Genomic DNA, 22,718 nt, shown 5'->3' with positions numbered 1-22,718 from the left:
GGCTTGCCCCAATGCCAGTCAGTTAAGCACAGTACCCTGTGGGAGCTGGCTTGCCTGCGATAGCGTTAGTGCAGTAGTAGTTGCGGTGACTGACACACCGCCTTCACGGGCAAGCCCGCTCCCACAGGGGATCTGCGCAGGCCACATTTTGATGTCCATGACGTCGTTGAAAACAGCCTGGCGAAGCCATCCGATTGACGCCAAAAACTCACTAATGGCCAACTGATTAATTAATCACCTGCCTAAGATTCATTCTCGCTACAATCGCCCGCTTTACCACCCGGCATGGGTTTTTACGCCCTGTAGCCTGCGAGAAGCCCCATGTTGATCGGTAGCTATTCAACCTCCCTCGTCGTGATTTCCCTGTGCGTCGCGATGCTGGCGTCCTACACCGCGTTGGACATGGCCGGGCGAATCGCTACCGCCAAGGGGCGTGCCGTTTACCTATGGATCGCCGGCGGTGCAGGGGCGATGGGCGTGGGTATCTGGTCCATGCACTTTATCGGCATGTTGGCGCTGCGGCTGCCGTTTGCCCTGGGGTTTGACCTGGGCATTACCGCGTTGTCGTTGCTGATCGCCGTGTTGTCCAGTGGCTTTGCCTTATGGCTGGTCAGCCAGCCACGCCTGCCGGCCTGGCAACTGGCGTTCGGCGCGCTGGTGATGGGCGCCGGTATCGCCAGTATGCATTACACCGGCATGGCGGCGATGCGCATGACACCGGGTATCGACTACGACCCCACGTTGTTCGGCGCTTCGTTGTTGATCGCAGTGGTGGCCTCCGGCGCCGCGCTGTGGATCGCCTTCAACCTGCGCCGCAATACGCCCTACGTGCGCCTGGCGCGGGGTGGGGCGGCGGTGGTGATGGGCGTGGCCATCGTCGGCATGCACTACACCGGCATGGCCGCGGCGCAGTTTGCCGATGACAGTTTCTGCGGTGCCGCCCTGACGGGCTTGAGCGGCAAGGGCCTGGACAATCTTGTGCTGGTAACCTCGTTGGCGGTGCTCGTCATTGCGCTGCTGACCTCGCTGCTCGACGCGCGCCTGGAAGCACGTACCGCCGTGCTTGCAGACTCCTTGACCCTGGCCAACCAGGAACTGACCCACCTGGCCCTGCACGATATGCTTACCGGCTTGCCCAATCGCACGCTGTTGGCCGATCGCATTCAACAAGGCATTCAGGCGGTGTACGAACAGGGCGGGTGCTTTGCGCTGATGTTTATCGACCTGGATGGCTTCAAACCGGTTAACGACGCCTTCGGCCATCACATGGGCGACCAACTGCTGCGCGAGGTGGGTCTGCGTTTGCGCGAAGACTTGCGCAGCCAGGACACCCTGGCCCGTATCGGCGGCGACGAGTTCGTGTTGCTCGTGCAGTTGACCCAACCGGACGATGCCATGGGCCTGGCCGAGCGTCAGGTCGGCCTGATCAACCGCGCTTTCACGGTGGCCGAGCATGAGCTGAAAATCTCCGCCAGTATCGGTATCGCCATGTTCCCGGGCAACGGCAACAACCCCCAGGAACTGTTGATGAACGCCGACGCGGCGATGTATCACGCCAAGGGCATGGGCAAGAACGGCTATAGCTTCTTCGATGCGTCAATGAACACCAACGCGCGCAAGCAACTGCAATTGTTGCAGGACCTGCGCAATGCCCTCGAACACGGCGAGTTTCGTTTGTATTACCAGCCCAAATTCGATGCGGTGAGCGGTATTGCCGTGGGGGCCGAGGCGTTGTTGCGCTGGCAGCATCCGCAACAAGGCTTGCTGCTACCGGCAACTTTTATTGCGCTGGCGGAGAAAACCGGGCTGATCATTGCCATCGGCGAATGGGTGCTCGACGAAGCCTGCCGCCAGATGAGCCTGTGGTACGCCCAGGGCTATGAGAGCTGGCGCATCGCGGTGAACCTTTCGGCGCTGCAGTTCTGCCATGCCGGGTTGGTCAACAGTGTTGCGGCTGCCCTGGAGCGCCACCAATTACCCGCCAACAGCCTCACGCTGGAGATCACCGAGACCACCGCCATGAGCGATGCCGACGCGAGCATGAAGGTATTGCAGCAACTATCGGACATGGGTGTGGACCTGTCTATCGATGACTTTGGCACCGGCTACTCAAGCCTCATGTACCTCAAGCGCCTGCCGGCCAATGAGTTGAAGATCGACCGCGGCTTTGTACGCGACCTGGAACACGACAGCGACGACGCCGCCATCGTCTCGGCCATCGTGGCCCTCGGCCAGGCCCTGGACTTGCGGATCGTTGCCGAAGGCGTGGAAACCGATGCGCAGCAAAACTTCCTCACCCGCCTGGGGTGTGATTCTTTGCAAGGCTATCTGTTGGGGCATCCATTGCCGGCTGATAGTTTCATGGCAAACATCCGCAGTGGCGAGGATGCGTCAGCGCCTGACAAAAGCGGTCAGTGACGAGTATTCTTGGATCCAACCCTAACCGTCAGGTTGAATCAGGAGACCGCAGCCATGGACAAAGTCGTCATCATCACCGGGGGCAGCCGCGGGATTGGCGCCGAGACGGCCTTGCTGGCCGCTCGCGAAGGTTATCGCATCTGCATTAACTATCAGTCGGACGAGAAGGCAGCCCAGGCCGTGCTTGAACAAGTGCGCGGTCTCGGTGCGCAGGCCATCGCGGTGCGCGCCGATGTCAGCATCGAAGATGAAGTGATTGCGCTGTTCAATCGTGTGGATGCCGAATTGGGGCGTGTCACGGCGCTGGTTAATAACGCCGGTACCGTGGGGCAAAAATCGCGGGTCGACGAGATGTCCGAGTTTCGTATCCTGAAGATCATGAAGACCAATGTGCTGGGCCCGATCCTGTGCGCCAAGCACGCGGTGCTACGCATGTCGCCCCGGCATGGCGGGCAGGGCGGCAGTATCGTCAACGTGTCGTCGGTGGCGGCGCGGCTGGGGTCGCCCGGTGAGTATGTGGACTATGCGGCGTCCAAGGGCGCTCTGGATACCTTCACCCTGGGTTTGTCCAAAGAGGTGGCGGGTGAAGGCATTCGAGTCAACGCGGTACGCCCCGGTTATATCTTTACCGATTTCCACGCCCTGAGCGGCGACCCGGATCGGGTCAGCAAGCTGGAATCCGGTATTCCCATGGCGCGTGGCGGGCGCCCGGATGAAGTGGCGGAGGCGATTATCTGGTTGTTGTCGGATAAGGCTTCATACGCCACTGGCACTTTCGTGGACCTGGGGGGCGGACGCTAATAGCTGCAGCTCAACGGCCAAGGTCTTGCAGCGTGTCGTAGCCATTTTCTGCGAATGCTACAAGTAGACGAGCCTCAGAGTTCTTTCGGGTGCTATAGCCCGCGTTGTGGAAGCCGTTGATCTTGCCGTCGTGAGGTTCGCTATTGCCGACGCGGCGATCATTCACATTGTCGAGAACGTTGATCACCCGTGCCAGGTTATAGGCCGCATGGGCCCTGGCCCTCGCGACAGCGTTGGCGGACGTCCAGTCGCCAACCCGGCGCTTGAGCAAGTCTGTCACTGGGTAGCGGTCCCGACGTTTGAGCAGATGCTTCAACGCGGGATTCGCGTTGATGATTTGCCGGGCGGTACGATGGTCACCGGCGGGAGGATCTTCGGCTGCAGTCGGTACGACGAGCCAGTTATTTTCAGGGCGGCCTTCGTCGGGCCGATAGCGGTGCGGTGTATGAAACGGACTGATGCGCATGGCGGCCTCAACGTGGAACTGGACCTCACTGGGTGGTGCCGTGATGGCGCCGAGTTCCATAGGCGAGGGGGGGCGCCTTTAAAAAGATCGCACAATCCGCCCCAGCGTCTCCATGGCCTTTTCCGACGCCTCGTTCCAGGGGCTGCCATAGTTCAAGCGTATGCAGTTTCTGAAGCGTTGGGTCGCTGAAAAAATCGGCCCCGGTGCGATGCTGATGCCTTGCGCCAGGGCCATCTGGAACAACTTCAGCGAGTCGGTTTGCTCCGGCAATTCCAACCACAGGAAGTAGCCGCCCGCCGGCTGGCTGACCCGTGTCTGGGCCGGGAAGTAGCGGGCGATGGCCGCCAGCATGGCGCTTTGCTGTTCTTCCAGGGCATAGCGCAATTTGCGCAGGTGGCGGTCATAGCCGCCGTGTTGCAGGTAGTCGGCAATCGCCGCCTGGGCCGGCATCGAGGGGCACAGCGAGGTCATCAGTTTCAGGCGCTCGACCTTCTGCGCAAAGCGTCCGGCTGCGACCCAGCCAACGCGGTAACCCGGTGCCAGGCTCTTGGCAAAAGAGCCGCAATGCATCACCAGCCCTTCGGTATCAAACGCCTTGGCCGGTTTTGGCGCGTGTTGCCCGTAGTACAGCTCGGCGTAGACATCATCTTCGATCAACGGCACCTGATGGCTGCGTAGCAGTTCTACCAGCGCCTGCTTTTTTGCTTCGGGCAGGGTGGCGCCCATGGGGTTCTGGAAGCTGGTCATGGTCCAGCAGGCTTTGATCGGGTAGCGCTCAAGGCTTTGTGCCAAGGCGTTCAGATCAATGCCATCGCGCGGGTGTACCGGGATTTCCACGGCCTTGAGTTTCAGGCGCTCCAGCACTTGCAGGCAGGCGTAGAACGCCGGTGCCTCGATGGCGACCAGGTCGCCCGGTTCGGTCACCGCTTGCAGGCACAGGTTCAGCGCTTCCAGGGCGCCGTTGGTGATCAGCAATTCCTCCATGGGCAGCATCAGGCCGCCGACCATATAGCGCAGGGCAATCTGCCGGCGCAGTTGCGGGTTACCCGGCGACATGTCGGTGACCACCAGGCGCGGGTCCATTTCGCGGCTGGCGCTGGCCAGGGAGCGCGCCAGGCGCGGCAACGGGAACAGCATCGGGCTGGGGAAGGCCGAGCCGAAGGGCACGGTATTAGGGTCTTTGATCGAGTCCAGTACCGAAAACACCAATTCACTCACATCCACATGGGTGGACTCATGCACTTGCTCGCTCACGACCGGCTCGGAAAACGGGCTCGGCGCATGGGTGTTGACGAAGTAGCCGGAGCGCGGCCGTGCGCGAATCAGGCCACGACGTTCCAGCAAGTAGTACGCCTGGAACACGGTAGACGGGCTGACGCCGTAAGTCTGGCTGGCATAGCGCACCGACGGCACCCGCTGACCTGGGCCAAGGACGCCGGAGCGGATCAGTTCTGCGATGTCATCGGCAAATTTTTCGTAGCGTTTCATGGCGGCCTAATTAGCTTTTTGAATGTGTACGCAGGGCAAAACTGTAGGAGCGAGCTTGCTCGCGAAACACGTCAACGATAACGCGTGTTTCCTGAATGCACGCGGTGCCTGTGAGTTTTTCGCGAGCAAGCGCGCTCCTGCATTTGATCTCTATATCAGCGATTCAAAGGGGCAACAAATCGGCTGTCAGCTGCGGTATAGACCCAGGGTTCATCCACATCAGTGACTTTAAAACGGATAGTTTGAGAACTGCTGGCCGGTGTGTCCGCCAGCAACGCCACCGACACCGGTATATCGACAATTTCCCCGGGCGCGAGGCTGACCTGGGTCTTGCCTTGCAACTGGAACCCCTCGGCCTCCACCAGTTCCAGGCGGTATTCCTGGCGCTGCTGGGTCTTGTTGATTACCTTGAGGCTGTAGATGTTCTCGATCAAACCCTGGCTGTTTTCGCGAAACATGCCGCGGTCCTTGGTGACATCCAGCGACACCATCGGCCGTTCAATCAAGGCCACCACCAACGCGGCAATCATGACCAGCAGCACGGCACTGTAGCCGATCAGGCGTGGCCTGAGCAGCTGAGTCTTGCCGCCCTGCAGTTGGTGTTCACTGGTGTAGCTCACCAAACCACGGGCATAGCCCATTTTGTCCATGATCGAGTCGCAGGCATCGATGCAGGCCGCGCAGCCGATACATTCCATTTGCAGGCCGTCGCGGATATCGATACCGGTAGGGCAAACCTGCACACACAGCTGACAATCAATGCAATCGCCGAGCCCGACATCGGCTGGCTGCACCTCACGTTTGCGCGGGCCACGGCGTTCACCGCGCGCAGCATTGTAGGAAATGGTCAGGGTGTCTTTATCAAACATGACACTCTGGAACCGCGCATACGGGCACATGTGCATGCACACCGCCTCGCGTAACCAGCCAGCATTGATGTAGGTAGCGCCGGTAAAAAACAGCACCCAGAACAGGCTCACCCCGCCTGCTTGCCAGGTCAGCAGTTCGACGGCGAGCGGGCGGATGGGCGTGAAGTAACCGACAAAGGTCAGCCCGGTCAGCACGCTGATACCCAGCCACAGCGAATGTTTGGCTGAGCGCCGCGCGAGTTTGTTCAGGCTCCAGGGAGCTGCCTGCAGCTTGATGCGCTGGTTGCGTTCGCCCTCGGTGATCTTTTCACACCACATGAACAGCCAGGTGAACGAACTTTGCGGGCAGGTATAGCCGCACCACACGCGGCCGGCAAACACCGTGATCGCAAACAGCCCGAAAGCACAGATGATCAGCAGCGCCGAGAGCAGGATAAAGTCCTGCGGCCAGAAGGTCGCGCCGAAAATGTGGAACTTGCTTTCGGCCAGGTCCCACAGCACGGCCTGGCGCCCATCCCAGTTCAGCCACACGGTGCCGAAAAAGGCCAGGAACAGCAACGCCGCTCCGCTGACACGCAAGGTGCGGAACAGGCCGGTGAAGCTGCGGGTATGGATCAGGTTGTCACTGGATTTGGCCTTCACCTTCTTTGGGTGTATGGGCTCAAAGGTTTCCACGGTTGGGATTCGTTCGCTCATGGTCGTTCGCTCATCAGCCTCCATCAGGCCAATGCACTATGGGCGACGGGCTGTTTGCATAACAGACTCAGGTAGGGCGATAAAAAGCGGATCAGATGGGCTGGACATCTCAGTCTGCGTCAATCTGCTGCACCCCAGACTCAATGGGGTGCAGCGATAGATCGCAGCTGCTGACGCAGATCAATTAAATCACTGAACCCGGTTCGTCGGCCTTCACATGCTGACGGCCATCGGTTGCGCCTTCAACCGTCAGGGCGTCCGCCTCGGCTTCGGTGATGTAGATACGCGCACCCGCCAATTCCAGATAAGACATGGCTTTGTCGTGATCGGTAAGGATGGTCACCCGGGTGGCTGGCAGGCTTTGTTCCTGGCCGTTGTCGTCGAGCGTGAAGTAGCACAGATGATTTTCGATGCGTACGGTCATGACGATCTCCGTTTTGTGAACTGTGCAGCGTTAGGCGACCGCCATGCGCACGGGTTCCGGGCAACTGACTGGCGGTCTGTGCGGTCTATTCTTTATTCATAATAAAAGGAGCGCATTCATGGACGCCTGGTGGCATCAAGTGTGGCAAACCCTGCAAGCCGAATTCGCCGACCTTGCCGACGCCCGACAACTCACCCAAGTGACGGTGCGCCTGCTGATCGCTGCGATCCTGGGGGGCATTCTGGGTTTTGAACGTGAACACAAGGGCAAGGCGGCAGGCGTGCGCACCCATATGCTGGTGGCGCTGGGCGCGGCGCTGTTTGTGCTGGTGCCGCAGATGTCCGGTAACCAGGCAGACGCCATGAGCCGGGTGGTTCAGGGGGTGATTGCAGGCATCGGCTTTTTGGGCGCCGGCACTATTCTCAAGGGCAAGGAAGACGAAGAGGGCCAGCATGTAAAGGGCCTGACCACGGCTGCCGGGCTGTGGATGACCGCCGCCATCGGGGTGGCGGCAGGCATGGGGCGTGAATCGACGGCGGTACTCAGTACATTGCTGGCCCTGATGGTATTCAGCATCATGCCGAGAATCGTCAAGCTAGTGGAAAAGTGATAACCGGCTAACCTCTCGATCAGGTCACGATATTGCTTTGGCGCACCTCACCAAACACCTTCAACACAAAGGCTGGCTTGCCTGGAGCATCAGCAATGACGACCACGCTGGCATTGTTATTGGGCAAATATTGAATCTGTATTTCCCCGCTCGATTCTGGCGTGCGCTCAACCGTTCGCAGTGAGGTGTTCAACTGCTTCTGGATGCCGGCCAGGTTCAGTTTGTCTTGCGATTTGAAGTTGCGGACCTCTTGAGGCGATTCGAGTGTGGATTCACTGGCAGAGCTGAAGCTATAGGTAGCGCAGGTGTCGTTGTGAGTGTCGCTGGCCGATGGCATTGACACTGTGTCGGCTTGCGATGCATCAAGTTTGTCTTTGGCCAGCGAATTGCAGGTATTGCTTAAGGCTTTATAGGTCGAATCCATTCTGGAATAGTTTTGCTCGATTTTGGTTAACTCTGCGAGTGAGTGATCGAGACGGCCAACAGAGATCGAGGCGTCGCTGTCGAATGCCCCGAGCAGCGCCTCAATATTCTTGAAGATGAATCTATTCATCACCTGTTCTGTTGTTTTATGCCTGGCCGAATTCAGGTTTTTGGCACCCTCATCGAGCAGCACGTTCATCTCTTCAAGTTTCTGGCGATTCGCTTTAGCGTCGGGCCCACGTAACGCTGCGCGCCTGTTTTCGGGCTGAAAAATCCATTCCAGTTCGGATTTGATTACCTGAGATTGGGCAGAGTCCGGATTGCTCTGCAGTGCGTTGATTGTTTCCGGGGTCAATAGTGTACGAGCATCACTCACGCGTTTGGTCGCGTCTGTGTGTTGTTCTGGGGAGATCTGATTGGCGCGCGTGTCAGGCGATTGCTCTGAACGGTCTGGTGCCTTGGGCGCAGCGGACCAGTTGGGGCCAGCCTTGAGCAGCGTCTCCAGCTGTTGTGAGGTTGGCAGGCCCTGAATGTGCGCGCCGATGGAGGGTTGCGGTGGCGATGGCGGCGTGCTCAAAGCGTGTTGAGGGTTAATGGTCGACATGGTGTCCTCGCGATAGGGTCAGAACTTCCCATCGGAAGATGGGTTGAGTGCGAGGTAAATATATAAACCTGCGTTCAGGCGAGCATTCAGGCTTGTTTCCAGTGTCTGTAGGAGAGTTCAGTTTTTGTGGCTCGCTCGAGTTGATGAACAGCCTGGCCGCTCCCGAGCGAACCTCTATCATTGTGGCTCAGACGATGACCGGCGGCGTGGTCGCAGGGGGCTCCTGCGCTGGCGGTGGCTCATCTTCCGGTGGTTCCTGCCTGGGCGGCGGCGTCGGCTCCGCAGGCGGCAAGGGTGGATCGTCGATATTCGGATCTTCAGGCGCAGGGGGAATTGGGATATTCATCGGTGTGGCCTCCTTTGTGCTTGGCTCTATGGGTGGACCATTGCCTCAGGCAATTGATTCCCCGCCCGGCGGCGACATATCCACCTGAACTTTTGTCGCGCGCCCAGGCTCGGACTTTAAACGGCCCTGCTCAGGGAGAGCGTCGCCGTACTTGAATTCGGATCAAGCAAAGAGCGTCCACGGGGCGTAAGGGGAAGATGCTCGATGACTGCTGAAACACTGGCTCCAGAAGGCTCGGTACTGCCACTGTCGCAGGCGCTGTTGTTACCCAGGATTGCTATCGAAAACACCATGCCGGTGATCGACCATGGTGAGTTTGCGGTTAAGGCCGTTGTCGGTCAGCGCGTCAATGTCACCAGTAAAGTGTTCGCCGATGGGCACGACAAACTGGCGGTGCTGATCCGCTGGCGCGCGCTGGAGGATGAAAGCTGGCACAGCGTGGTCATGACCGATGTCGGTAACAATGGCTGGGAAGGCGCGTTCACCGTCGCCCATCTTGGCCCGCATGAATACTGCATCGAGGCATGGATCGATACCTTCGCCAGCTTCTGCTATGAACTGCGCAAGAAACACGAGGCCGGGGTGCCCGTCAGCCTGGAATTGCAGGAAGGCCGCAGCCTGGTGTTGCAGGCTGCCGAGCGCAGTGACAACGAATTGCGCGACCGTTTGATGTTGTTACACCACGAACTGTCCGGCCTGCTGGAAACCGAGCAGGTGGCGTTGTTCCTGCACGAAGACAGTGCACACCTGATGACCCAGGCCGATCATCGCGCGTATCTGAGCATCAGCCCCGCCTACCCGATTGACGTAGAGCGTGAGGCGGCGCAGTTCGCCAGCTGGTATGAGCTGTTTCCCCGCTCGATCACCGATGATCCGGCCCGCCACGGTACATTCAACGACGTGCACTCGCGCTTGTCGATGATCCACGACATGGGTTTTGACGTGCTGTACTTCCCGCCGATCCACCCAATCGGCCGCAGCCACCGCAAGGGTAAGAACAACTCACTCACCGCCGGCCCCGATGATCCGGGCAGCCCGTACGCCATCGGCAGCGCGGAGGGCGGGCATGAGGCGATTCACCCGCAATTGGGCAGCCGTGAGGATTTCCGTCGCCTGGTCAAGGCCGCTGCCGACCACGGCCTGGAAATTGCCCTGGACTTCGCCATCCAGTGCTCCCAGGACCACCCATGGCTTGAACAGCACCCTGGCTGGTTCAACTGGCGCCCCGACGGCACGATTAAGTACGCCGAGAACCCGCCGAAAAAGTATCAGGACATCGTCAACGTCGACTTCTATGCGGCGGATGCGATTCCGGGCTTATGGACAGAACTGCGCGACATTGTGGTGGGCTGGGTGGAAGAGGGCGTGAAGACCTTTCGCGTCGACAACCCGCACACCAAGCCGCTGCCATTCTGGCAATGGCTGATCAGTGATGTCAGGTCCAAATACCCTGAGGTGATCTTTCTGGCGGAAGCCTTTACTACACCGGCGATGATGGCGCGCCTGGGCAAGGTCGGCTATTCCCAGAGCTACACCTACTTCACCTGGCGCAATACCAAGGCCGAGTTGAGCGAGTACCTGACGCAGTTGAACCAGTCGCCGTGGCGCGAATGCTACCGGCCGAACTTCTTCGTCAATACGCCGGATATCAACCCAGGCTTTTTGCACCAGTCCGGACGCCCCGGCTTCCTGATTCGTGCAGCGTTGGCCACCATGGGCTCGGGCCTGTGGGGCATGTATTCGGGTTTTGAACTGTGCGAAGCCGCGCCGGTGCCGGGCAAAGAGGAATACCTGGATTCGGAGAAGTACGAGATTCGGCCACGGGACTTCACCGCCCCCGGCAACATCATTGCCGAGATTGCGCAGCTCAACCGTATTCGTCGGCAAAACCCGGCGTTGCATACCCATCTGGGCCTGAAGCTCTACAACGCCTGGAACGACAGCATCCTGTATTTCGGCAAGCGCAGCGAAGATGGCAGTAACTTCATCCTGGTGGCCGTCAATCTCGATCCCTATAACGCTCAGGAAGCCCATTTTGAACTCCCGCTGTGGGAGATGGGCCTGCCGGATGACGCCCAGACCCAGGGTGAAGACTTGATGAACGGCCATCGTTGGACCTGGTACGGCAAGACCCAATGGACACGGCTAGAGCCGCAGATGCCCTTTGGGATCTGGCGCATCACCCATTCCCCAGGCTGATGGAGATCCCCTGTGGGAGCTGGCTTGCCTGCGATAGCGATTTGTCAGCCACCATTTCAGGTACTGACAGACCGTTATCGCAGGCAAGCCAGCTCCCACACTGGAGCGCATTCCGTCTGCAGAACTTTAGTGTTTTCAGGAGTTCCCGATGGCGAAGAAACCCAAGACAGCCACCTTCATCAAAGACCCGCTCTGGTACAAGGACGCGGTGATTTACCAGGTTCACGTCAAATCCTACTTCGATTCCAACAACGACGGCATCGGTGACTTCCCCGGGCTGATCGCCAAGCTCGACTACATCGCCGACCTTGGCGTGAACACCATCTGGCTGCTGCCGTTCTACCCCTCGCCACGCCGCGATGACGGCTACGATATTGCCGAATACCGTGGCGTGCACAGCGACTACGGGACCATGGCCGATGCCAAACGCTTCATCGCCGAGGCGCATAAACGCGGGCTGCGGGTAATTACAGAACTGGTGATCAACCACACCTCCGACCAGCACCCCTGGTTCCAGCGGGCGCGCAAGGCCAAGCCAGGCTCGGCGGCGCGGGATTTTTACGTGTGGTCGGACGATGACCAGAAGTACGACGGTACGCGCATCATTTTCCTGGATACCGAAAAATCCAATTGGACCTGGGACCCGGTCGCCGGCCAGTACTTCTGGCACCGCTTCTACTCTCACCAGCCCGACCTCAACTTCGATAACCCGCAAGTCATGAAGGCGGTACTGTCGGTGATGCGCTATTGGCTGGACCTGGGTATCGACGGCCTGCGCCTGGACGCCATCCCCTACCTGATCGAGCGCGACGGCACCAATAACGAAAACCTGGCTGAAACCCACGACGTCCTCAAGCAGATTCGCGCCGAAATCGATGCCCATTACCCCGACCGTATGTTGCTGGCTGAAGCCAACCAATGGCCGGAAGACACGCAGCTGTATTTCGGTGAGCGCAAAGGCGATGACGGCGATGAATGCCATATGGCCTTCCACTTCCCGCTGATGCCGCGCATGTACATGGCGCTGGCCCAGGAAGATCGCTTTCCTATCACCGATATTCTGCGCCAGACCCCGGAGATTCCCGCCAACTGCCAGTGGGCGATTTTCCTGCGTAACCATGATGAGCTGACCCTGGAAATGGTCACCGACAGGGAGCGTGATTACCTGTGGAACTACTATGCCGCAGACCGCCGTGCCCGAATCAACCTGGGTATTCGTCGACGCCTGGCGCCGCTGATGGAGCGCGATCGGCGCCGTGTCGAGTTGCTCAACAGCCTGTTGCTGTCGATGCCCGGCACGCCGACCCTGTATTACGGCGACGAGATCGGCATGGGTGACAACATCTATCTGGGCGACCGTGACGGTGTGCGTACGCCGATGCAATGGTCCATCGACCGCAACGGCGGCTTTTCCCGTGCCGACCCGGCCAGTCTGGTGCTGCCGCCGATCATGGACCCGCAATACGGGTATCAATCGGTCAACGTCGAGACCCAGGCCCAGGACCCGCATTCATTGCTCAACTGGACCCGGCGGATGCTCGCGGTGCGCAAGCAGTCCAAGGCCTTCGGCCGTGGCAGCCTGAAAATGCTCTCGCCGACCAACCGACGCATCCTGGCCTACACCCGTGAATACACCGGGGAAGACGGCCACACCGAAATCATCCTGTGCGTGGCCAACGTATCGCGCAGCGCTCAGGCGGCGGAGCTGGACCTGTCTGCCTTCGCCGGCATGGTGCCGGTGGAGATGCTCGGTGGGAATGCCTTCCCACCGATTGGTCAGCTGAATTTCCTGCTGACCCTGGCGCCCTATGGTTTCTATTGGTTTGTGCTGGCGACGGAAAACCAGATGCCGAGCTGGCATGTGGAACCGGCGCAGAGCATGCCCGACTTCACCACTTTGGTACTGAAAAAACGCATGGAAGAATTACTCGAAGACCCTTGCCGCACCAGCCTGGAGCAAACCTCATTGCCGGCCTGGTTGCCCAAACGTCGCTGGTTTGCCGGCAAAGACACGGCCATCGACAGTGTGCACATCGCTTACGGCGTAAGGTTTGGCGACCCGCAGCACCCGGTATTGCTTAGCGAAATCGAGGTCAGCAGCGGCGGTCAGGTCAGCCGTTACCAATTGCCGTTGGGCTTTCTGGGCGAAGATCAAGCGACCAGCGCCTTGCCCCAGCAATTGGCCCTGGCCCGAGTGCGCCGTACCCGCCAGGTCGGGTTGGTGACCGATGCCTTCAGCCTTGAGCCTTTTATTCGTGAAGTCATCCAGGCCATGCAGGCGGGCACCGTGCTTAATTGCAGTGAGGGCGACCTGCGGTTTGAGGCCACGCAACACCTGGCCGGGCTGCAACTGACTCATGAATCGCCGGTGCGTTACTTGTCTGCCGAGCAGTCCAACAGTTCGGTGGTGGTGGGCGAAAGCCTGGTGCTCAAGCTGATTCGCAAAGTCAGCGCCGGGGTACACCCGGAGCTGGAAATGAGCGCCTACCTGACCGCTGCGGGTTACCCGAATATCTCGCCTTTGCTGGGCTTTATGAGCCGCCGCGACGGGCAGGGGCAGGACAACCTGTTGATGATTGCCCAGGGCTACCTGAGCAACCAGGGTGATGCCTGGACCTGGACCCAGAACAACCTGGAGCGGGCGATCCGGGACGAGCTGGCCGAGGCCATCTCTGAACAGGAGCAGCACTACAACGCCCTGGGCGAACTGGCGGATTTCGCTGCGGCGCTCGGCCAGCGCCTGGGGGAAATGCATGGGGTGCTGGGTGCGCCAACGGATGACAAGGACTTCAAACCCGAAGTTACCACGGCCAAGGATACTCAGGCCTGGGCCAAGGATGTCGGCGCGCAGATTGAACGAGCCCTGCAATTGCTCAAGCTTCATCAAAGCCAGTTGAACCCCGCTGACCAGGCGTTGGTCAGTGAGTTACTGGCAAACAAAAAAGCCATCGCCGGGCATGTCCAGGCGTTGGCGAAGGCCACGCTCGGCGGGCTGCGGATTCGTGTCCATGGTGACTTGCACCTGGGGCAGGTGCTGGTGGTCAAGGGCGATGCTTACCTGATCGACTTTGAAGGGGAACCGGCGCGACCGCTGCATGAGCGGCGCGGCAAGCACAGCCCCTATAAAGACGTGAGCGGTGTGCTGCGCTCCTTTGATTATGCGGCAGCCATGGCCCTGAATGTGCAAGCAGTGGATCAGACGCCGCAAGCCAACAGTGCACGCAAGCGCGTCACGGACCGCTACCTGAGTGAAGCCCGCCAGGCATTTACCCAGGCTTATCAGACGGCGACGTCTACACTGGCGCATGACTGGCAGGATGCCAACGGCCAGGACGCAGCGCTGACGTTGTTCAGCCTGGAAAAGGCCGCGTACGAAGTGGCCTACGAAGCGGAAAATCGCCCGACCTGGTTGCCGGTGCCCTTGCAAGGGCTGCACGGTTTACTGAGCGGGCTTACACCTATATCGAAACCTGTACGCGGTGGGGAGACGTCATGAGTTTTACACATAAAGAACCGCTGCAGCCCAAGTTGACTGCATTGCCGGCGTCCAGGGACGTCGAAGCGCTGGTGCGCGCCGAACACCCGGATCCCTTTTCAATCCTGGGCCCTCACGATGACGAGCAGGGCGGCCAGTTTATTCGCGCCTTTGTGCCGGAAGCGCTGAGCGTTCAAGTGCTCAGCCGAGAGGGCAACGAAGTTCTAGGCAGCCTTGACGCAACCCAGGTGCCCGGTTTGTTTGTCGGGCAGTTCAGCACGCGTCAGCCGTACCTGCTGAAAATCCAGTGGGCCGGCGGTGAACAGATCACCGAAGACCCCTACAGTTTCAGTCAATTGCTGCTGGGGGAAATGGACCTTTACCTGTTTGCCGAAGGCAATCACCGCGACCTGGGCAATTGCCTGGGGGCCCAGGTGACCAGCGTCGATGGCGTTCAGGGTGTGCGCTTTGCGGTGTGGGCACCCAATGCGCGGCGGATTTCGGTGGTGGGCGATTTCAATATCTGGGACGGTCGCCGCCATCCCATGCGCCTGCGTCATCCCTCCGGCGTGTGGGAGATTTTTATCCCGCGTTTGCAGCCAGGTGCCGCCTACAAATACGAAATACTGGGTGCCCATGGGATCCTGCCGCTCAAGGCCGACCCGGTGGCGTTGGCAACCCAACTGCCGCCCGACACGGCCTCCAGGGTCGCCGCACCGTTGCAGGTGGACTGGCAAGACCATGAGTGGATGCAAGCCCGGGGTGACAAGCAGAAAGCCACGGCGCCGTTGTCGATCTATGAGCTGCACGTAGGCTCCTGGCAGTGCGAGCTGGACGAGGTCGGCGAGGTGGCCCGCCAGTATGGCTGGCGTGAACTGGCCGAGCGCTTGATCCCCTACGTGCAGCAATTGGGATTCACCCATATCGAGCTGATGCCGATCATGGAGCACCCCTTCGGTGGTTCCTGGGGCTATCAGGCCTTGTCACAATTCGCCCCGAGTGCGCGCTTTGGATCGCCCGAGGACTTCGCCTGGTTCGTCAATGCCTGTCACCAGGCGGATATTGGTGTGATCCTCGACTGGGTGCCGGCGCATTTCCCCACCGATACCCACGGCCTGGCGCAATTCGACGGCACGGCACTGTACGAGTACGCCAACCCGCTGGAAGGCTTTCACCAGGATTGGGACACGCTGATCTACAACCTGGGCCGCACGGAAGTGCACGGCTTTATGCTGGCGTCGGCCCTGCACTGGCTCAAGCATTTTCATGTGGATGGGCTACGGGTGGATGCGGTGGCCTCGATGTTGTACCGCGATTATTCGCGCAAGGCCGGCGAGTGGGTGCCCAACCGCCATGGCGGGCGCGAGAACCTGGAGGCGATCGATTTTCTGCGGCACTTGAACGACGTGGTCGCCCTGGAAGCGCCCGGTGCGCTGGTGATCGCCGAGGAGTCCACGGCGTGGCCGGGAGTCAGCCAGCCTACCCAACAAGGTGGCCTGGGGTTCAACTACAAGTGGAACATGGGCTGGATGCATGACTCGCTGCATTACATTCAGCAAGACCCGGTATACCGCGCCCATCACCACAATGAGCTGAGCTTCGGCCTGGTATACGCCTGGTCCGAGCGGTTTATTTTGCCGATCTCCCACGATGAAGTGGTGCACGGCAAGCACTCGCTGATCGACAAGATGCCCGGTGATCGCTGGCAGAAGTTTGCCAACCTGCGCGCCTATTTGAGTTTCATGTGGATGCATCCGGGCAAGAAGCTGTTGTTCATGGGCTGCGAATTCGGCCAGTGGCGCGAATGGAACCACGACCAGCAACTGGACTGGTACCTGCTGCAATATCCCGAGCACCGTGGCGTGCAGAAGCTGGTGGGCGATTTGAACCGCCTGTACCGCGAAGAGCCGGCGCTGCATGAACAGGATGACGCGCCCCAAGGCTTCCAGTGGTTGATTGGCGACGACGCAATCAACAGTGTTTACGCCTGGCTGCGCTGGAGCAAGGACGGCCGGCCGGTGCTGGTGGTTGCCAACTTCACCCCGGTGCCCCGTGAAGGCTATGCGGTGGGGGTGCCGTTCGCCGGGCGCTGGAGCGAGGTGATCAACAGCGATGCGGACACCTATGCCGGTTCCAACTTTGGCAATGGGGGAGAGGTGTTCACCCAGGATGAGCCGCGCCATGGGCAACCGGTGTCGCTGTCGTTGAACCTGCCGCCGCTGGGTGTGCTGATTCTGCGCCCGCAGGGAGCGTAGGGGCGCTGGATTGCCGGACGCAGTTGTTCTCGCTAATGGCAAGGTGCCACAATGGCGTCTTTGCCGTCGTACTCGACACAGGCGCATTGCATGAATAGCCTTGGGCATGGGCAAGATCAGGATCGCGTCATCGAGCAGCAGGTGCGAACCGACCGGTTGCACCAGCTGTTTCGCCAGTCGTTTTCGGCCATCTTCGGCAGTTACCTGGGTGCCGCCATGCTTTGCTGGCTGTGCTGGGATCGCTTTGATCACCGGATCATTCTGATATGGCTGGTGCTGCTGGGGTGCTCGTCACTGGTGCGTCTGCACCTGTTTGTGCAGTGGTTTGGCTGCCCTGAGAGCGAGCGCACTCCAGCGCGTTGGGAGCGACGTTACTGGATCACACTGATGGTGTCGGCAGGTATCTGGGGCGGCGGGGCGCTGGCACTGATGCCGGTTGACGATCGCGTGTCCCAGGTGCTGGTCATGCTCTTTACCGTAGGGATGTCAGTCAGTGCGGTGTCCTGCTACTCGGCCTATCGCTACATGACCCTCAGTTCAATGGCGTTGGTGCTGCTGCCCTGTACGCTGTGGCTGTTGTTCCAGCCGGCGCCGATGCAAGTGGGTGTGGCCCTGGCGGTGCTGGTGTTTTCGTCTTTTGTGGTTGGGGCCACCTGTAAATTGTCCGACGCGCTGGAGAAAGCCTTTCGCCTGACTCGGCAGATGGAGCGCACACACAGCCTTTCAACCCGCGCGGCCCAAAACGATGAGCGCGCCGGGTTTGATGATCAACACCGCTGAGGCTCAAAGCCGCCATCAAATGGCCGTGGCGGGGGGATCATTGGACATCGCCCTTACCAACGCCCTGGCGACCTGTTCGGCGGAGTAGGGCTTGGCGACGAACTCGAACCCTTCATAACCACTGTCCGCCAGCTCTTCGCTGTAGCCCGAGACAAGTACCACCGGCAGGTCCTTACGCCGCTCACGCAGCAGTTTGGCCATCGCAACGCCGGTCATTCCCGGCATGACCACGTCCGAAAAAATCGCGTCGAAGGCTTGCGCGTCGCCACCGGCGAGGGCCAGTGCCTGTTCGGCGTTGGTCGCCCAGGTGGTCTTGTAACCCAGATCCTTGAGGATCTGGCTGGCGAAACGTCCCACTTCCAGGTTGTCTTCCACGATCAGCACATGCCGTTGGGCAGCATCCTGCGGCGGTGCAAGTTGCTCCTGTTCGTCCTGCTGCGGGGCGGCTTCGCCTTCCACTTGTGGCAGATACAAGGTGAACACAGTGCCCTGGCCGAGGGTACTTGCCACATCGATGTTACCGCCCGACTGTTTGGCAAAGCCGAAGACTTGCGACAGGCCCAGCCCGGTGCCTTTGCCAACGGCCTTGGTGGTGAAGAACGGTTCGAAGATACGGTCGATGGTGTCGGCAGCAATACCGGTACCGGTGTCGGCCAGCGAGATGGTGATGTAAGGCAGGCGCGACTCGGCGTCCCCACGGATGCGCGGCAGCGCCTGCTGCGCGGCGACCTTGAGGGTCAGGGTGCCCTGGCCGTCCATCGCGTCGCGAGCGTTGAGGGCTATGTTGATCAACGCGGTTTCGAGCTGGCTGGGGTCAATGCGTGCATAGCACGGCTGATCGGGCAACTGCACCTGAACATGAATACGTGCGCCGGTGACACTTTCAAGCATCTCGCCGATGTTGCGTACCCGCTGGCTGACATCCAACACCTGTGGGTTCAACGGCTGGCGACGGGCAAAGGCGAGCAATTGGCTGGTGAGCTTGCTGGCCCGCTCGACGGTGTCGGAGACGGCGCTCATGTAGCGCTGGCGACGCTCTTCCGACAGGCTCGGTTGGCGCAGGAAGTCCACGGAGGAACGAATGATGGTCAGCAGGTTGTTGAAGTCATGGGCGACGCCGCCGGTCAGCTGGCCGATGGCTTCAAGCTTCTGTGACTGGCGTAGCGCGGCCTCGGCCTGGGCCAGCGCGAGGGTACGTTCTTCCACGCGCTGCTCCAGCGTAGCGTTAAGTTCGGTATAGGCCGCCAGGCCCTCGCGTACGGCGGCATCGGCGCGCACGCGTTCGATGTGCGCCCAGGAACGTTCGGTGACTTCACCGACCAGAGCCAGATCATAAGACGACCAGTGACGCGGCTGTTTGTCATGCACGGCCATCAACGCCGTGAGGCGCCCATCCTTGATCAGCGGCACGCAGATGGTGGCTGTAACACCCAGTGCCTGAAAGGTTGCCGCTTCATCGGCGGGCAGTTCAGTGAGGTTATTGCAAATCACCAGGGGCTGACCGGCGCTCAGACAGCTCACGGCGCCTTGGCCAAACGCCGCCAGGCTGTAATGCCCAATGATGCTGGGCGAGCCCTGTGCCGCCCAGTCGCCACGGATGGTGAAGCCGTCTTCGTCGTCATCCATGTCCGCGTAGGCGCAAATTGACACTTGCAGGTGATGCGCCAACAGCTGGGTGGTCGACTTCATGATGGCTTCAGCGTCGGTGGCACTGGTCACGGCGCTGCCGATCGCGTCCAGCACCGCCAGACGGCGGGCGAGGAATACGGTGGAGGTGGTCTCGGTCACCGTATCGAGCATGCCCACCACGTTGCCTTGGGGGGCGCGGATAGGGCTGTAGCAAAAAGTGAAGTACGCCTGTTCAGGCGCATCATTGCGCTTGATCACCAGCGGGAAGTTTTCAATATAGGTGGCATGCCCGGCGAATGCGGCGCTGGCGATGGGGCTGATTTCGCTCCACGCCTCCTGCCACACCTCGCTGAACGGGCGGCCCAACGCCTCGGGCTTGTTGCCCAGGATCGGCCTGAATGCATCGTTGTAGAGCGTAATCAACTCAGGTCCCCAGACGATGGCCTGGGGAAATCTGGAAGCGAAGCACAGTGCGACGGTGGTCTTCAATACATCGGGCCATTGCTCCAGCGGCCCGAGGGGCGTACTGGCCCAATCATGCTGGCGGACCCGCTCGGCCATATCGCTGCTGCCCTGCAGCCAATTCATCATGGGGTCAACACCTTATCTACCGCGGTTCGACGGTTGCCTGAAACGTCAGGTTGCCAAGCAACAGACCTGTCTGACCGCAACCAGTTCAGCGCGAGTATCCAAGTCATTGAGCACCGAATACACCTGTCCAATAGATGCCCGCATCGCTCTTGGGGTCCATCGCGTAGGCCGCGCCCAATTCGCGAAATTGCGGGTTCATCAGGTTGGCGCAGTGGCCAGGGCTGGCCAGCCAACCGTCCACCACCTTGCGCGGTGTGTCGAGCCCGGCAGCGATGTTTTCGCCGATGTTCTTCGCGATATACCCGGCCAGCTCGGCGCGGTCACCAGGTGTACGACCGTCGTGGTCCAGGTGGTCGAAGAAGTTGCCGTTGGCCATGTTGCGCGTGTGGCTGTTGGCCGCGCTGGCCAGGGTGTCGTTCCACGACAGCGGTGTGGTCGCGCTGAAGGCCTGAGTGCCGCATTGGCGGGGTTCGGCGCGTGCGGCGTTGACCAGGTTGAGCAGTTGCTTGCCTTCGGTCTGCCAGTCGCCCAGGCCACTGGTCAGCAGCGGGCGGGCCAGCACGATGCGCCAATCCTGGCCGCTGTTGCTGACGCCGATGTCGACAAATTGCGGGTCCAGTACGACCCGGCAGAAGCTTTCGCGCACCGCCTTCATGGCAGCGTCGGCATCCTTGGGCCCGGACAGGCTGATGGCCTGCACATTGACCATCGGGTACGCAGCCCGCGCCAGCGACTGCTGCAAATCGCCGACATTGGAGGCCGGCAGCACCAGCCGTGTGTCGTTGGTCAGCGGTGGCAGCTCCTGGGAGCCCTGATCACCGCAGCGTTGCACCTGGCTGCGGTATTGGTTGATTTGTTGGACTAACTGACTTTCTTCATTCGCCATCGCGCTGGCGCAGAACACCGTAGTGGCGGCCAGCGTCGTAAGACCCATCATCAATGACAGAACGCGCATGGACGTTACCCTTGAACTTGAAAGTGCCCATGATGCGCGATCCAGGTGCTTGCATGCACCCGTTGATCCGAACTTTTTTCTTCAGTTCTTGAATTGGCCAAGCGTCGGTACGATTTTAGCCTGTCAGTTTTTTTGCTCCGAGTGGTAGCGCGTGCGAGCGCGGTTCCAGGCAATCACGCTGGCCAGCAGGATCATCCCTGCTGCCATGGCAAAGGTGATGTGCAGGCCGGCAGCGACCGCGTGGGGCGCTGCGTGAGTGATATCAGGGCTGCTCCTGGCGAATACCGCACCGAGCGCCGAGGTACCGAAAATCAGGCCCAGGTTGCGTGACAGATTCAGCAGGCCCGACACGGTGCCGCGGCGTGCCGCCGGAACATTGCTCATCACCGCGGTATTGTTGGCCGCCTGGAACAGGCTGTATCCCGCCGTCAACACAATCAGCGCAGCGAGGTAGGTAGCAAGGCCGGTTACCTGCGATAGCCACAGGGCTGCGCACAGCATCACACCCAGCCCCACGCGAGTCAGGCGCTGGCTGCCGAGGCGGTCGGTGAGGTAGCCCGCCGGTAGGCCGGTAATCGCAGCAACCCCCGGGCCAACTGCCATTGCCAGGCCCATCCAGGCAGGCTCCAGGCCCAGGCCACGGGACAGATAGAACGGGCCCACCACAAACGTGGCCATGATCACTGCCGACACCAGGGCGCTCATGATCAAGCCTGCGCGCAACCCCGCATCACTTAAAGGCGTCCAGAACGCATCGCGGGGTGACCCGCTGCGGCGGTTGGCATCCACCGGTAAATAGCGCCAGGCGAGGGCGGCGGCCAACCCGGCCAGGGGCATACCGATCAAGAACAGCGCCTGCCAGCCCCACAGGCTGAGCAGTACGCCTCCGACGCTGGGGCCCATGGCGGTGCCCAGCGCCGACATCGTGCCGAGTAGCCCCATGACCCGGCCGGTGCTTTGTTTGTTGACCGTGTCGCCGACCATCGCCAGGGTCATTGCCATCATGATCGCCGCGCCCAGGCCCTGCAGCACGCGTGCGCCGACCAGCCAGGGCAGGGAGGGCGAGACCGCACACCCTGCGCACCCAAGCGCAAACAGCAGCAACCCGGCCAGCAGCAGGCGCCGGCGGCCCAGGTAGTCGCCCAGTCGCCCGGCGCTGACGATCACCGCAGTGATGGTCAACAGGTAGGCGAGCACCACCCACTGCACCGCATGAAAGGACGCCCCAAAGGCTTGCGCCAAGGTGGGCAGGCCGACATTGGCAATGCTGGTGCCCAACGCGGCCAACAGCATGGAGAGCGACAAGGCAATGAGGCTGCCGCGCGTGGAGGTGTACATGAGCATTTCCTTGACTGAATGCGACTGTCACAAATCTACGGCGTGGCCTAACATGGCGGAAGACGCATGGGTTGCAGGTTATAACTGCACGTAACGCCTCATGTGGATGAACTGTCGCCACTGGACCTGTGAAAGGGGGCCCCGATGGCCATAGGTATTTACACAACTTTTGTAGCCACTGCCGACGCTAACCACGATGCGAAGCGAGCCGCTCTTGCTCTTGATCTGCTTTTGATCTTGATCTTAGGCGCCCCGTTAAACCACGCTGGCCGGAATTCGACAGGGATTTGGGGGGTAAACCGGCAGGGATGCCGGTTTAGCCGCCCCGCGCCATGGATGGCGCGTGGCGGC

At 60.4% G+C, this 22,718-nt stretch carries 15 protein-coding genes and 1 pseudogene; 7 read left to right on the top strand and 9 right to left on the bottom strand.

Features of this window, described 5'->3' with window-relative positions; all coding sequences use genetic code 11:
- Positions 1-321: 321 nt before the first annotated feature.
- Positions 322-2,418 carry a putative bifunctional diguanylate cyclase/phosphodiesterase gene (locus JFT63_RS05785; protein WP_198843493.1) on the top strand — a complete coding sequence of 699 codons (2,097 nt, stop codon included), beginning with the start codon at positions 322-324 and terminating at the stop codon, positions 2,416-2,418.
- A 54-nt stretch (positions 2,419-2,472) separates the two neighbouring features.
- Positions 2,473-3,219: an SDR family oxidoreductase gene (locus JFT63_RS05790; RefSeq protein WP_057702934.1), complete on the top strand. Its 747-nt coding sequence runs from the start codon at positions 2,473-2,475 to the stop codon at positions 3,217-3,219.
- Positions 3,220-3,229: 10 nt separating this feature from the next.
- Here JFT63_RS05790 and JFT63_RS05795 read toward each other — a convergent pair whose 3' ends face one another.
- The 4 genes from JFT63_RS05795 to JFT63_RS05810 all read right to left on the bottom strand — a co-directional run bounded on the left by JFT63_RS05795 (position 3,230) and on the right by JFT63_RS05810 (position 7,162).
- Positions 3,230-3,745, bottom strand: a complete 516-nt coding sequence (locus JFT63_RS05795; RefSeq protein WP_233102220.1) for a hypothetical protein — start codon at positions 3,743-3,745, stop codon at positions 3,230-3,232.
- A gap of 18 nt (positions 3,746-3,763) precedes the next feature.
- A complete protein-coding gene (gene mapR / locus JFT63_RS05800) occupies positions 3,764-5,173 on the bottom strand; it encodes a GntR family transcriptional regulator MpaR (RefSeq protein WP_005788562.1) in 1,410 nt (469 codons plus the stop codon).
- A gap of 155 nt (positions 5,174-5,328) precedes the next feature.
- Positions 5,329-6,738, bottom strand: coding sequence for a cytochrome c oxidase accessory protein CcoG (gene ccoG, locus JFT63_RS05805; protein WP_057702935.1), 1,410 nt, complete (start codon positions 6,736-6,738; stop codon positions 5,329-5,331).
- Positions 6,739-6,922: 184 nt separating this feature from the next.
- A complete protein-coding gene (locus JFT63_RS05810; RefSeq protein ID WP_057702936.1) occupies positions 6,923-7,162 on the bottom strand; it encodes a DUF3203 family protein in 240 nt (79 codons plus the stop codon).
- Positions 7,163-7,280: 118 nt separating this feature from the next.
- Between JFT63_RS05810 and JFT63_RS05815 the strand changes: the two genes are divergently transcribed.
- Positions 7,281-7,772: an MgtC/SapB family protein gene (locus JFT63_RS05815; RefSeq protein ID WP_057702937.1), complete on the top strand. Its 492-nt coding sequence runs from the start codon at positions 7,281-7,283 to the stop codon at positions 7,770-7,772.
- A gap of 19 nt (positions 7,773-7,791) precedes the next feature.
- On the opposite strand, the gene JFT63_RS29465 is transcribed toward JFT63_RS05815, so the two are convergent.
- Positions 7,792-8,799, bottom strand: coding sequence for a M10 family metallopeptidase C-terminal domain-containing protein (locus JFT63_RS29465; protein ID WP_233102219.1), 1,008 nt, complete (start codon positions 8,797-8,799; stop codon positions 7,792-7,794).
- Between the two features lie 187 nt (positions 8,800-8,986).
- Complete coding sequence (locus JFT63_RS05825) at positions 8,987-9,145, bottom strand: hypothetical protein (RefSeq protein WP_167346936.1); 159 nt, start codon at positions 9,143-9,145, stop codon at positions 8,987-8,989.
- Positions 9,146-9,349: 204 nt separating this feature from the next.
- On the opposite strand from JFT63_RS05825, the gene JFT63_RS05830 reads away from it, so the two are divergent.
- The 4 genes and pseudogenes from JFT63_RS05830 to JFT63_RS05845 form a co-directional block, all read left to right on the top strand.
- Positions 9,350-11,344 carry an alpha-1,4-glucan--maltose-1-phosphate maltosyltransferase gene (locus tag JFT63_RS05830; RefSeq protein ID WP_198843492.1) on the top strand — a complete coding sequence of 665 codons (1,995 nt, stop codon included), beginning with the start codon at positions 9,350-9,352 and terminating at the stop codon, positions 11,342-11,344.
- 148 nt (positions 11,345-11,492) lie between these two features.
- Positions 11,493-14,840, top strand: coding sequence for a maltose alpha-D-glucosyltransferase (gene treS, locus JFT63_RS05835; RefSeq protein ID WP_057702939.1), 3,348 nt, complete (start codon positions 11,493-11,495; stop codon positions 14,838-14,840).
- Complete coding sequence (gene glgB / locus JFT63_RS05840; RefSeq protein WP_057702940.1) at positions 14,837-17,074, top strand: 1,4-alpha-glucan branching protein GlgB; 2,238 nt, start codon at positions 14,837-14,839, stop codon at positions 17,072-17,074. Before treS ends, glgB begins: the two co-directional genes overlap by 4 nt.
- A gap of 90 nt (positions 17,075-17,164) precedes the next feature.
- Positions 17,165-17,833: pseudogene (locus JFT63_RS05845) on the top strand (GGDEF domain-containing protein); the annotation flags it as partial.
- A 36-nt stretch (positions 17,834-17,869) separates the two neighbouring features.
- On the opposite strand, the gene JFT63_RS05850 reads toward JFT63_RS05845, so the two are convergent.
- The 3 genes from JFT63_RS05850 to JFT63_RS05860 all read right to left on the bottom strand — a co-directional run bounded on the left by JFT63_RS05850 (position 17,870) and on the right by JFT63_RS05860 (position 22,367).
- Positions 17,870-20,074, bottom strand: a complete 2,205-nt coding sequence (locus JFT63_RS05850; RefSeq protein WP_198843491.1) for a GAF domain-containing hybrid sensor histidine kinase/response regulator — start codon at positions 20,072-20,074, stop codon at positions 17,870-17,872.
- Between the two features lie 103 nt (positions 20,075-20,177).
- The gene (locus JFT63_RS05855; RefSeq protein ID WP_057702942.1) at positions 20,178-21,029 is read right to left on the bottom strand and encodes a CAP domain-containing protein; all 852 of its coding nucleotides are present in this window, start codon (positions 21,027-21,029) and stop codon (positions 20,178-20,180) included.
- Between the two features lie 123 nt (positions 21,030-21,152).
- Positions 21,153-22,367: an MFS transporter gene (locus tag JFT63_RS05860; RefSeq protein WP_057702943.1), complete on the bottom strand. Its 1,215-nt coding sequence runs from the start codon at positions 22,365-22,367 to the stop codon at positions 21,153-21,155.
- Between the last annotated feature and the right edge of the window lie 351 nt (positions 22,368-22,718).

The sequence above is a fragment of the Pseudomonas sp. MF7453 genome, assembly GCF_016405455.1.
In the GTDB taxonomy this organism is placed as follows: Bacteria; Pseudomonadota; Gammaproteobacteria; order Pseudomonadales; family Pseudomonadaceae; genus Aquipseudomonas; species Aquipseudomonas paralactis.
This window is presented reverse-complemented; position numbering and strand designations above follow the sequence as displayed.

Coding starts and splice junctions, on each gene's coding strand:
- JFT63_RS05785 (WP_198843493.1), top strand. CDS start 322: ATGTTGATCGGTAGCTATTCAACCTCCCTCGTCGTGATTTCCCTGTGC.
- JFT63_RS05815 (WP_057702937.1), top strand. CDS start 7,281: ATGGACGCCTGGTGGCATCAAGTGTGGCAAACCCTGCAAGCCGAATTC.
- JFT63_RS05810 (WP_057702936.1), bottom strand. CDS start 7,162: ATGACCGTACGCATCGAAAATCATCTGTGCTACTTCACGCTCGACGAC.
- JFT63_RS05855 (WP_057702942.1), bottom strand. CDS start 21,029: ATGCGCGTTCTGTCATTGATGATGGGTCTTACGACGCTGGCCGCCACT.
- glgB (WP_057702940.1), top strand. CDS start 14,837: ATGAGTTTTACACATAAAGAACCGCTGCAGCCCAAGTTGACTGCATTG.
- treS (WP_057702939.1), top strand. CDS start 11,493: ATGGCGAAGAAACCCAAGACAGCCACCTTCATCAAAGACCCGCTCTGG.
- JFT63_RS05830 (WP_198843492.1), top strand. CDS start 9,350: ATGACTGCTGAAACACTGGCTCCAGAAGGCTCGGTACTGCCACTGTCG.
- mapR (WP_005788562.1), bottom strand. CDS start 5,173: ATGAAACGCTACGAAAAATTTGCCGATGACATCGCAGAACTGATCCGC.
- JFT63_RS05795 (WP_233102220.1), bottom strand. CDS start 3,745: ATGGAACTCGGCGCCATCACGGCACCACCCAGTGAGGTCCAGTTCCAC.
- JFT63_RS05850 (WP_198843491.1), bottom strand. CDS start 20,074: ATGATGAATTGGCTGCAGGGCAGCAGCGATATGGCCGAGCGGGTCCGC.
- JFT63_RS05825 (WP_167346936.1), bottom strand. CDS start 9,145: ATGAATATCCCAATTCCCCCTGCGCCTGAAGATCCGAATATCGACGAT.
- JFT63_RS05790 (WP_057702934.1), top strand. CDS start 2,473: ATGGACAAAGTCGTCATCATCACCGGGGGCAGCCGCGGGATTGGCGCC.
- JFT63_RS05860 (WP_057702943.1), bottom strand. CDS start 22,367: ATGTACACCTCCACGCGCGGCAGCCTCATTGCCTTGTCGCTCTCCATG.
- JFT63_RS29465 (WP_233102219.1), bottom strand. CDS start 8,799: ATGTCGACCATTAACCCTCAACACGCTTTGAGCACGCCGCCATCGCCA.
- ccoG (WP_057702935.1), bottom strand. CDS start 6,738: ATGAGCGAACGAATCCCAACCGTGGAAACCTTTGAGCCCATACACCCA.